Raw genomic sequence first — 11,440 nt, 5'->3', positions numbered from 1 at the left:
GCCTCCTCAGTGGGTCACTTCACCCGGATCTTCTTGGTGGGTGAGCTGTCGCTGCGGACGGTCGAGGATCCGACGTAGGTGACCTTGACCTTGCGCAGGCCCTTCTTGGTCATCTTCAGCGAGTACGACGCCTTGCCCGCCGACGAGAGCTTCAGGCTCTTGACCCGCTTGCCGTTCTGATACACCCGCACGGTGCCTCGCGGCGTCGTGGTCGGCGAGGTGACCTTGATCGACAGCTTGACCTTCTGTCCCTTCTTGACCGTGGACTTCGAGTAGCTGACCGACGTGGTCGCCGTGGCCTTGGCGACCTTGTTCGTCCGGTTCGACGTCGCCGACACCGACGCCTTGCCCGACTTGCTGGCCGTGACCTTCACCGAGATCCGGCGACCCACGTCACCCGAGCCCAGCTTGTACGTCGTCCCGGTGCGACCCGTCACGGTCTTGCCGTCACGCAACCACTGCACCTTCAGACCCAGGCCCTTGGTGTTCCACGAACCCGTCGTCGCCTTCAACGTTGCCCCGAACACAGCCGTGCCGGTGACCTGCGGCGCCACGATCGCCTGGATCGTGTCCACGTCGGCCAGGTCGATGACCGTGGAGTGCAGCGCCTCGGAGTTGCCGGCCACATCGGTCGTGAAGTACTCCACCGTGTGGGCCCCGTAACCCTTGACCACCGGCGCCTCGCCGGCCAGGACCTTCCAGTCCCCACCATCGACCCGGTACGTCGTGGCAGCCACACCACTGAGACCATCGGCCGCAGTCAGCTTGATCGTCGCGGAGTCCGACCCCGCAACACCGGACCCACGCGTCACCGCCAGCTGCGTCGTCGGCGCGGTGCCATCGACCCACACCGCCACCTTCTTCTCACCCGTGGAGTTCCCGGCGGCGTCCTTGGCCCGGTACGACACCTCGTGCTTGCCGTCACCAGTCACCGCCACCGGTCCCGCATAGTCCTGCCAACCCGCGGACTCCCCCGTCTGGACCACCAGCGCTCCAGCCCGGTTGTCCACCGCGGTCACCGCGACCGACGCGTCACCACGGAGCCACCCGTTGTCACCAGGCGCAGCGCTGCTGCTGACCGACGCCGACACCAACGGCGCAAGCGTGTCAGCAGGCACCGGAAGCACCCAGCTGTCAGCGATCGACGGATCATAGAAACCACTCGCATCCGCCGGGAACTCGTACTTGATCCGCACCGTCCCGTCATTGGCCAGCACCGCCGGATCATCCACCAGCACCTGGTACGCCTTCGAGGTCTGTCCGCCGACCGTCTGCTTCAGCTGGAAAGCCTTCACGAGGGTGCCGTCGACGTAGATGTTGTACTTCTTCGTCTTGGCGCCGTCGAAGGTCTCGAGGTTGCGGATCAGGAACGGCTCACCGGGTGTCACGTCGTACTCCGCGGAGTACCAGGCGCCGGGGTTCTGCGCGTTGGCGTACCTGCGGGTGAGGCCGGCCTCGACGTTGGTGCCGCTGCTGGCCGACTTCTCCAGTGCGTGCTCCGTCTCCGACGGCGTGCTGCCGAAGTCGATGTGGTCGAGCTGACCGGGCAGGTCGCCCTCCGCCGGGGCGGCCAGCGTGATTTTGAGCGCCGCGTCCCTCGTCGCCAGGGTGACTCCCTGGTCCACGAAGTCGACGGTCACCGGCTGGTCGCCCGCCGCGGTCTCGATGCCCACGAACAGCGGCACCGTGATCTTCTCGGTCGCGCCCGGCGCGATCGTCACGCGTCCGGAGTCAGGTGCCTGCGTCCAGCCCTCCGGCAGGGTCGTGGCGACCTGGCCGGAGACGGCCGCGTCACTCGAGTTCGTGACCGTTGCGGTGAGCGTCGCCCGCTCCTCCGATCCCTCGACCGGGTGCAGCGAGGACACGTCGGTGATCTTCACGCCGGAGTCGATCGACACCCAGGGCGTCGAGTCGTCGAGCGTGAAGGTCCCCTGCGCGCTGGTGAAGGTCAGCGTGACGCCTGCGTCGTACGTCCCCGGCTTCTGGTGCTTGGGCACCGTGACCGTGAACGGCAGCTGGGCGGTGTCGCCGGCCGCCAAGGTGGCGAGGGAGATCGTCGTCGGGTCGACCTTCCAACCGTCGACCGTCACCTTCGCCGTCAGGTCGCTGAGCGCGACGCTGCCGTTGTTGGCCACCTCGACCGTGCCGGACACGGTTCCACCGGCCTGCGCGGGCTCGGCGACCGGCGGGATGACCACCGACACGCCCAGGCTCGACGCGACGCCCTGGCCGAACAGCGACTCGAGCTTCTCGAGGCGCGTCGTGAGATCGCCCTTGACCGGGCCGTCGATGCCGGAGCCCGCGACCCAGGTCTTGAGGTCACGGACCTCCGCCAGTGCGTCGGCGAGGTCCTGCGAGACCTTGCCGGCGTCTCCGGCCAGGTCGGCGACCAGGGCGGCCTCGACCTTGGTCCTTGCCGCCGCGAGCGCCTGTCCCACGTGGGTGCGGTCGTCGGCAGCCAGGTCACCCGCGGCCTGCAGGTCACCCGCATGGGCGTCGAGCTTCTGGATCGCGTCGACCAGGTCACCGAACAGCGCACGCTGCGCGTCCGCCCGGAACGAGTAGGAGCCGGAGCCGACCGTGAACGTCGCTACCCCGTCCTTGAACGACACGTCGCTGACGCCGGCGGCGTCCGCGAGGGACGTGCTGCCCTCGGTCACCGACAGCAGGTTCTGCGCCGGGATGCTGACCTGCGAGGTGGTGTTGACCGGCACCTCGATGTCGAGCGTCAGGTCCTTGCCGGTCTTCTTCCACTGCGACGAGATCGTGCCGTACACCGACTCGTAGGTGCCGTGGCCGCTGGTGAGCCCACCGCCGACCTCCGGTGCGATGCGGGACGTCTTGTAGCCGGCCGTGACCGCGGAGATGCCGCCGATGTTCTGGTACATCCAGTCGCCCACCGCGCCGTACGCGTAGTGGTTGAACGAGTTCATGCCCTCGTCCCCGAAGCTGCCGTCGGGACCGATCGAGTTCCAGCGCTCCCACATCGTGGTGGCACCGTTCGCGATCTCGTAGCCCCAGGACGGGTAGTCCTTCTTCAGGAGCATCGTGTACGCCAGGTCGCTCCGGTCGATGCTGCTCAGCGCCGGGAGCAGCCACGGGGTGCCGAGGAAGCCCGTCGTCAGGTGGTAGTCGCTCGTCTTGAGCTTCGCCACGAACTTCTCGCCCACCTTGACCCGGAGCGCCGGGTCGGTCACGAGGTTCATGCCGAGCGCCAGGGCGTACGCCGTCTGGCTGCCGCCCTGCACCGTGCCGTCCGCAGCGATGAGCTTGTCGGTGAACGCCTGGCGGACGGCGGCCGACATGGCCGCGTACTCCGCCGCGTCCTCGTCCTGACCGATGACCTTGGCCATCTCCGACAGCATCCGGGCGTCCTCGGCGTAGTACGCCGTGCCCAGCACGTCGACGCTGGTGCTGTCGTCGAGGTTCAGCCAGTCGTTCCAGTTGCCGCGGGCCGAGTCGATGAGGTCGTCGCCGGCACCGTTCTTCACGAAGGCCAGGTACTTCTGCATCGCCTCGTAGTTCTGCCGGATGATCGCCGTGTCGCCCTGGGCGTGCCACGTCGCGTACGGCACCGTGATGCCCGCGTCCGACCAGCCGAGGCCCGAACCGAGGTCCACCGTCGGGACCGACGGTGCGATGCCGGGGAGGTTGCCGTTGCTGTACGCGGAGTCGCGCAGGTCCGTCATCCACTTCTGCAGGAACGAGCGGGTGTCACGCAGGTAGCTCGCCGTCGGCGCGAAGACGTTGATGTCACCGCTCCAGCCGAGGCGCTCGTCGCGCGCCGGCGTGTCGGTCGGGATGGACAGGAAGTTGCCGCGCTGGCCCCACGAGATGTTGCTGACCAGCTGGTTCAGCATCGGGTCCGACGTCTCCAGGTGGCCTGTCGCGGCGAGGTCCGATCCCCACACGACGCCGGTGACGTCCTCGACGGCAGGAGCGGCCGATGCCCCGGTGATCTCCACGTAGCGGAAGCCGTGCTGGGTGAACTTGGGCGTGTAGACGACCGTCCCGGTGGTCTTGAACGTGTAGTAGTCGGTGACCTTCGCGGCGCGCAGGTTGCCCACGTAGAAGCGGCCGTCGTCGTAGAGCTCCTCGGCGTACCGGAACCGGACGGTCTGACCGGCGGTGCCCTGGATGCGCATGCGGGCGACGCCGACCATGTTCTGGCCGAGGTCATAGATGTAGCCGTTCTTCACGCCGGGCGACTCGGTGCGCTTGCGCGCCGGGAGCTCCTCGGTGGCGCGGACCGGCTCGTCGACCTGCGGCACGAGCTTGGCCGTGTCCGAGGCGCCGACCACCGCGTTGGTCCAGCCAGCCGCGTCGTAGTTCGGCATGTCCCAGCCCGGCTGCTCGGCATTGGCGTCGTACGTCTCGCCGTCGATGTTGTCGGCTGCCACGAACGGCCCGGTGTGGGTCTTCCACGTGTTGTCGGTCTTGACGAGCTGGCTCGTGCCGTCGGTGTAGTCCACCCGCAGCTGGGCGATCACGCCGAGGTCCTTGCTGTACATGCCCGGTCCCCACATGCCGATCTTGCCGGCCCACCAGCCGTCGCCCATCTCGGCGCCGAATGCGTTGACGCCGCTGTTGACCTGGTCGGTGACGTCGTACGTCTGGTGCTGGATGCGCTTCGTGTAGTCGGTCCAGCCGGGGGCGAGGAACTGGTCGCCGACCTTCTTGCCGTTGAGCTGCAGCTCGTAGACGCCGTGCGCCGCCGCGTACACCCGGGCCGACTTGATCGTCTTGCCCGGCTCGGTGCTGAACTCGGTGCGCAGGAGGGGCTTGTTGGCGTCCTTCGTGCGCAGCAGGACGTCCTTGCGGTTGGCCACGTGCAGGCCCTGCGCCGTCAGGTCACCGCCGTCGAACGGGTTACCTGTCGAGAAGTCCGTGTCGAGCAGCACGTCACCGTTCTTGGCGGTCACGGTCACCTTCTTGACGTCCGCGGACTCGTCGACGCCGCCCGCGAAGTCCTGCCGGAAGCCGACGAAGCCCTTCGCGAGCGAGGTGTCGGTGCGCTGGTCGATCTGGGTGCCGTCGAGCCGCGTCGTGATGGTGCTGCCGTCGACCGTGACCGACAAGCGGTGCGTGCCGTCGAGCAGCTCGGCCGACGTGATGCCGGGGATCGCCTTGTTGTCCATGAGCGTGTAGGTGTTGTTGATCCGCTTGTGCGGACGGAACTTCGGGACGCCGGTCCCGTCGGCCGTCGAGATCTGCCACATGTACGCGTTGTTCGTGCTCGCTGCCCGGACGAACACGCCGATGGCCAGCTTGTCGATGTCGAAGTCGATGTCGGCGGTGTAGTCGGTCCACCGGTTGACCTCGGTGCCCTCACCCTTGCCGATCCAGTCGCCCTTCCACTCCGCGGCGTCGAGGATGCCGGTCTCGAACCAGCTCGGGGTGCTCCAGCCGCTCTCGTGACCCTCGCCGTCCCAGACCTTGACCTGCCAGTAGTAGCGGGTCTGCGACGCGAGCGCGGTGCCGCCGTACGGCACGTCGACCTGGCGGGCCGACTCCACCTTGCCGGAGGACCAGGCGTCGTCACCGCCCTCGGTCGTGCCGACCTTGATCTCGTACGCGCTCTGGACGACGCCGCGCGCCGCCGACGTGGACTTCCAGCCGAACGTCGGATCGTCGCCCGGGATGCCGAGCGGCTTGGTCCGCGCGTTGGTCTGCAGCGACCCGACCGCGATGCCGGCGTCGGCCGCGGAAGCGGTGCTCGCGCCCGCGAGGAGCGTCGTGGCGACCAGGACTGACGACGCGAGGACGCCGACCAGACGGCGTCGCGCGCGGCTGCGAGAAGGAGAGAGCTGACTCATGGGACACCCGATCCGATTAAAACGATTCAACGCATAGTGACGTCGCTCACGCTACTCACGCGCTCTCGGTGGCGACAAGCCCTCGCTGTCGCGGGTCTCGCTGCGCGGACCTCGGATCGCGCTGTGATTCCAGGCAGATGTGTCGTCGAAAGTGACCGGACCCGGCCACTTGTTGAGATCGTTGAAACGTTTTAGTAGCCTGCCGTTCACACGGCGGCGCTTTTCGCGGGGGAGGCGCTCCCAGGTGACCGAGGGGGTCTTGGGATGGCGCGGGTCACGGATCTGTCCGACGAGGACCTCGACGTCCTGCGTCTGCTGAGCCGCGGGCACACCACCGACGCGATCGCCCGCGAGCTCGGGGTGTCGGAGCGGACGTTGCGCCGACGCGGTCGACTGATCTGCGACCGGCTCGGCGTCAAGACGCCGATCGAGGCCGTGGTCTGGGCGGTGCGCAGCCGGTTGATCTGACCGCTCAGGGACAGGTCAGGAGACCATGTCCCACGCGATGCCGTCGAGGATGTCGTGCTCGCTGACGACCAGGGAGTCGGTGTCCAACGGCAGCAGCTCGACCAGCCGGTCGAGGATCAGCGCTCCACCACCGATGACGTCCGCACGGCCCGGGTGCATGAACGGGAGCGCGCGTCGGTCGGCGACGGACATGCCGACCAGCGACAGGCACGCGGCCTGCACGTCCTCGAGGGCCAGCTTCGCGCCGTGGATCGTGTCGGAGTCGTACGACGGCAGGCCCAGCGAGTGTGCCGCGACGGTCGTGATCGTCCCGGCCACCCCGACGAACGAGCCGACGGGCTTGAGCTCGGTCAGCACCGGGCGGATGACGTCGTCGAGGTAGGTCATGCAGTCGGCCACCTCGTTGACCCGCGCGGGATCGCCGGCCAGGAACCGCTCGGTGAGGCGTACGGAGCCGACGTCGAGCGACACCGACCACTCGATCTCGTCCGCGGTGCCGACCACGAGCTCGGTCGAACCACCTCCGATGTCGACGACGAGGGTGCGTACCTGCTCGAGGTCGCGGGTCGCGCCCAGGAACGACGCCCGAGCCTCGTCGATCCCTGCGAGAACGACGGGGCGCACGCCCAGGATGCCCTCCACGGCGTCCTCGAGCTCGACACCGTTGTCGGCGTCGCGCATCGCGGAGGTCGCACAGAACCGGATGTCGTTGACCCCGAACATCGCGATGAGCTCGGCGTACTCGCGGGTGGCCTGCAGGGTGCGGGCGATCGCGTCCTCGGCGAGATGGCCCGTGCGGTCGACCCCCTGCCCCAGCCGGACGACCCGCATCTCGCGGAGGAGGTCGGTCTTGGTGCTCCCCTCGATGTCGCTGACGAGGAGGCGGATGGAGTTGGTGCCGCAGTCGATCGCAGCTACACGCGCACGCTCAGGCATGCCCCAGAGGGTAGCGGTCCGCCCCCACGGTCACGCGGACGCCGCTGGCTCCCGCGCCGACTCATCGACGTCGTCGATCATCGTGCGCTCGTCGAACGGGACCTCCTCGGTGGACGGGACGGGGGTCACGGTCTTCCGAATGGCCCACCCTGACCCGGGCGGACATCGCCCGCGCAGCTCAGTCGTCGGCGGGTTCCGGCTCGACCCAGTCGGCCGCGCATGGGGTGCCCTCCCACCACGCGCCGAGCAGCTCGATCGTCTCGTCGCCCAGCGGGTTGACGCCGGGCCCCTTGGCCAGCGAGTGGGCCACGAGGACGTGCAGGCACTTGACCCGGGTCGGCATGCCGCCGGCCGAGATGCCGGCGATCTCCGGCACGTGGCCCAGGGCCTCCCGCTCGGCGAGGTACGCCTCGTGGGCGCGCGTGTAGTGGGCCGCCAGCTCGGGATCGTCGGCGATGCGCTGGGTCATCTCGCGCATGAGCCCCGACGCCTCGAGCGTGCCGATCTCCCCGGCCAGCCGGGGGCACGTGAGGTAGAACATCGTCGGGAACGGCGTGCCGTCGTCCAGACGCGGCTCGGTCTTGACGACGTTCGGGTGCCCTGAGGGGCAGCGCGACATGATCTCGAGGATGCCCCGCGGGGGGCGGCCGAGCTGTTCGGCGACCGCATCGAGGTCGGTCTGGGCGACGTTCACTGGTCCTTCAGCACCTTGTCCGGGTCGGGGGTCGTGGTGGGGCGGGGTCTCGGCTCCTTGCCGGACTCCTTGACGCTCCCCCACAGCTTGTCGTACCACTTCGGCTGCTGCGCCTGCGGCGGTGCGTCGAGGGTCGGGACGTCCGCGCCCTGCACCTTGCCGTCACTGCCGAGGACGCGGTAGCCCACCTCGCCGGGCGAGACCCAGCCGAAGCGTTCCTTGGCCTGCTGCTTGACGTACGCCGGGTCGTTCCAGCGCTGCTTCTGGTCCTTGAGGTCCGCGATGTCCTGACGGGTCGAGGCGATCTGGGCCTTCGTCGTCTGGATCTCGGCGCGCTGCTGCCACCACGCGTGCAGCGTGGACGTGTAGGACGCGAGCAGCAGCAGGACCACCGCCATCAGCACGATCGCCCGGGTGGTCAGGTGCGGGACCGAGACGGTCGAGATGACCGGGCGCGATCCCGTCCGCGACAGCGGGGTCTGGCGTCCACCCCGCTGCCCGGACGGCTTCCCCGTGGGTGCGCCCCCACGAGGAGGCCGCCCCGGGCCGCGAGGTGAACGTGCTGCCATGGGTCAGAGCGCCAGCCGCGGGAACGCCGACGCGCCGGCGTACGTGGCCGCCGAGCCGAGGAGCTCCTCGATGCGGAGCAGCTGGTTGTACTTCGCGACCCGGTCGGACCGCGCGGGGGCGCCGGTCTTGATCTGGCCGCAGTTGGTCGCGACCGCGAGGTCGGCGATCGTGGTGTCCTCGGTCTCGCCGGAGCGGTGGCTCATCATGCAGGCGAAGCCGTGACGGTGCGCGAGCTCGACGGAGTCGAGGGTCTCGGTCAGCGAGCCGATCTGGTTGACCTTGACGAGCAGCGCGTTGGCCGCGCCCTCCTCGATGCCACGGGTGAGCCGCTCGACGTTCGTCACGAAGAGGTCGTCGCCGACGATCTGGACGTCGTTGCCGATCGCCTCGGTGAGCGTCGCCCAGCCGGACCAGTCGTCCTCGTCCAGCGGGTCCTCGATCGAGACGATCGGGAAGTCAGCGGCGAGCTGCGCGTAGTAGGCCGACATCTCCTCGGCCGACTTCTGCGCGCCCTCGAAGGCGTACGAGCCGTCGGTGAAGAACTCGGACGCGGCGACGTCGAGCGCCATCGCAATGTCGGTGCCGACGCGGAGGCCGGCCTTCTCGATCGCGACCGAGATGAGCTCGAGCGCGGCACGGTTGGAGTCCAGGTTGGGCGCGAAGCCGCCCTCGTCGCCGAGGCCCGTGGACAGGCCGCGCTCGTTGAGCACCGACTTCAGCGCGTGGTAGACCTCGGCACCCTGGCGCAGCGCCTCGGAGAACGACTCGGCGCCGATCGGCGCGATCATGAACTCCTGGATGTCCACGTTGGAGTCCGCGTGGGAGCCGCCGTTGAGGATGTTCATCATCGGCACGGGCAGGACGTGGGCGTTGGGCCCACCGACGTAGCGGAACAGCGGCAGCTCGGCGGAGTCCGCGGCAGCACGCGCCGTGGCCAGGGAGACGCCGAGGATCGCGTTGGCGCCGAGCTTGGCCTTGTTGGGCGTGCCGTCCAGGTCGATCATGGCCTGGTCGATCGCGCGCTGGTCGTCCGCGTCGAAGTCGATGAGGGCCGGGCCGATGAGGTCGTTCACGCCGGCGACGGCCTTGAGGACGCCCTTGCCGAGGTAGCGCTTGCCACCGTCACGCAGCTCGACCGCCTCGAACGCGCCCGTGGAGGCGCCGGACGGCACCGCTGCGCGTCCGATCGTGCCGTCGTCGAGGGCGACCTCGACCTCGACGGTCGGGTTGCCCCGTGAGTCCAGAATTTCCCGTGCGCCGACGGCGTCGATGCGTGCCAAGAGACCGCTCCTCTGAAAGAAAAGAACCTGCGTGGACAGCCTAGTCCCGCGGCCGCGGCGCACCGACCCGCCTCGCCCTGTGTCCACCGGGAAGCCCACAGGGGGCAAGTCCAGATGCGGCTGGACCAGGTGCGGCTAGAGCAGCCGACGCACGGCCTGTCGCAGCGTCTCCTCGGCGTCCACGTGCTGCGCACGGGCCTCCGCCACGAGCGCGAGGAGCCGTGACCCGAGGTCGTCGCCCGACACGTCGACGTCGCCGAGCCGGCCGATCACCTTGCTCGCGTACGACAGCGCGGGCAGGGTCGCGGGGACGCCCTCGAGCGGGGACGACCGCTGCTTCTCGGCCGCCTTGAGCCGCTGCCAGGCGGCATCGACCTCCTCGGCCGTGCTGGCCGTGCCGTCGCCGAACACGTGTGGGTTGCGGTAGATCAGCTTCGCCGCGAGGCCCGCAGCGACGTCGTCGATGTCCCAGCCGCCGCCCTCGTCCGCGGACTCCTTCGCCGCGATCCGGGCGTGGAGGACGATCTGCATCAGGAGGTCGCCGAGCTCCTCGCGCAGGTGGTCACCGTCCCCGCTGTCGAGGGCCTCGAGGGTCTCGTGGGCCTCCTCCAGCAGGTAGTGGCTGAGGCTGGCGTGGGTCTGCTGGCTCGTCCAGGGACACTCGCGGGTCAGCCGGTCGATGACCTCCACGACGTCCAGCAGGGCTGAGCCCGGCAGGTCGTACGAGCCGAACAGCACCTCGACCTCCTCGGCCGAGGACGAGGAGCCCGCCATCAGGTCGTCCGCGACCGAGCGCGCCCAGGCCGCGTCGCCCACGGGCGCGATCCACACCGCGCCGGCGGCCACGTCGGGCCTCTCGGCCGTGATCTCCACCGCGATGCCGGACGCGATGATCGCCCGCACGTGCGGGCCGTCCTCGGCCGCCTTCACGACGCTCGCCTCCCGCAGGGCGTCCCAGGCGGCCAGGGTCAGGATGCCCGGCGCGACGCGCGGGCTGAGGACGAGGACCTGCATCAGGCGCAGCGCTGCGTGTCCGGCAGCTCCTCGGCCGGCGTGGCCTCGAGGTCCACCGGGGCGACGGAGATGGATCCGGTGTCCGCGCGGACCTTGCCCGACGGGCTGAGCCCGAACCGGGGGGCGAACTTCACGTCCTCCGAGGCGAAGGCCTTGGTGATCTCGTCACGGCCGATCTGGAGCAGCTGCTGCTGGTTGGCCTGCGTCGGCGCCTGACCGGTCCGCTTGGCGGCGAGCGCGATCGCGATGACCGAGACCTTCTGGTCGTCCTCGAGGGCCTTGGCGATCTGGTCGACGTCGCCCTTCGGGAACGCCTTCGCGAGCTGGGCGCGCACGGTGCTGCCGACCTTCCAGGCACTCGGGCGGACCTGGAGGTCCTCCTTCTTGGCGAGGTCCTCCGCGACGACGGACGACACGAGGCCCACGACGGCCTGTCGGCGGAGGTCGGTGTTGCTGATGGCCGCCGGCGCGCCGCCCTGCTGCTGCGCCGCGTTCAGCGAGAGCACGCAGTACGCCTGGGCGGTCTCGTCAAGGGACTTCATGGAGATCGTCGTGCCGTCGACGACCGCGGCTGAACCGGGGTGGACGGTGCCGCAGGCAGCCAGCGAGAGGCCGGCGACGGCGAGGACGACGGCGCGTGCACGGGTGAGCATGGTCACAGG

8 protein-coding genes are annotated in these 11,440 nt (G+C 69.4%); 1 reads left to right on the top strand and 7 read right to left on the bottom strand.

Annotated elements, in window-relative coordinates; translation table 11 throughout:
• Window positions 1–14 precede the first annotated feature (14 nt).
• Window positions 15–5,816 (bottom strand): family 78 glycoside hydrolase catalytic domain, encoded by a 5,802-nt coding sequence (locus C3E78_RS04020; protein ID WP_108577099.1) that lies wholly within the window; start codon window positions 5,814–5,816, stop codon window positions 15–17.
• 264 nt (window positions 5,817–6,080) lie between these two features.
• Here C3E78_RS04020 and C3E78_RS04015 point away from each other — a divergent pair, with 264 nt between their 5' ends.
• Window positions 6,081–6,284, top strand: a complete 204-nt coding sequence (locus C3E78_RS04015) for a helix-turn-helix domain-containing protein (protein WP_108577098.1) — start codon at window positions 6,081–6,083, stop codon at window positions 6,282–6,284.
• A 15-nt stretch (window positions 6,285–6,299) separates the two neighbouring features.
• Here the strand turns inward: C3E78_RS04015 and C3E78_RS04010 are convergent, their stop codons facing one another.
• From C3E78_RS04010 to C3E78_RS03985, 6 genes are all read right to left on the bottom strand, one after another.
• Entirely contained in the window at window positions 6,300–7,220 is a 921-nt protein-coding gene (locus C3E78_RS04010; RefSeq protein ID WP_108577097.1) for a Ppx/GppA phosphatase family protein, read from the bottom strand.
• Between the two features lie 178 nt (window positions 7,221–7,398).
• Window positions 7,399–7,914 (bottom strand): DUF501 domain-containing protein, encoded by a 516-nt coding sequence (locus tag C3E78_RS04005; RefSeq protein WP_235833807.1) that lies wholly within the window; start codon window positions 7,912–7,914, stop codon window positions 7,399–7,401.
• Window positions 7,911–8,483 carry an FtsB family cell division protein gene (locus C3E78_RS04000; protein ID WP_108577096.1) on the bottom strand — a complete coding sequence of 191 codons (573 nt, stop codon included), beginning with the start codon at window positions 8,481–8,483 and terminating at the stop codon, window positions 7,911–7,913. The genes C3E78_RS04005 and C3E78_RS04000 overlap by 4 nt, the downstream gene beginning before the upstream one ends.
• Before the next feature lie 3 nt (window positions 8,484–8,486).
• Window positions 8,487–9,764 (bottom strand): phosphopyruvate hydratase, encoded by a 1,278-nt coding sequence (gene eno, locus C3E78_RS03995; protein WP_108577095.1) that lies wholly within the window; start codon window positions 9,762–9,764, stop codon window positions 8,487–8,489.
• Window positions 9,765–9,899: 135 nt separating this feature from the next.
• A complete protein-coding gene (locus C3E78_RS03990) occupies window positions 9,900–10,778 on the bottom strand; it encodes a nucleoside triphosphate pyrophosphohydrolase (RefSeq protein WP_168217229.1) in 879 nt (292 codons plus the stop codon).
• On the bottom strand, window positions 10,778–11,431 hold the full coding sequence (locus C3E78_RS03985) for a SurA N-terminal domain-containing protein (RefSeq protein WP_135804957.1): 654 nt from the start codon (window positions 11,429–11,431) through the stop codon (window positions 10,778–10,780). Before C3E78_RS03985 ends, C3E78_RS03990 begins: the two co-directional genes overlap by 1 nt.
• Window positions 11,432–11,440 lie beyond the last annotated feature (9 nt).

The sequence above is a fragment of the Aeromicrobium chenweiae genome, assembly GCF_003065605.1.
Taxonomy (GTDB): Bacteria; Actinomycetota; Actinomycetes; order Propionibacteriales; family Nocardioidaceae; genus Aeromicrobium; species Aeromicrobium chenweiae.
Note: the sequence above shows the minus strand (reverse complement) of the source record. Positions and strands in the feature narration are given on the sequence as shown.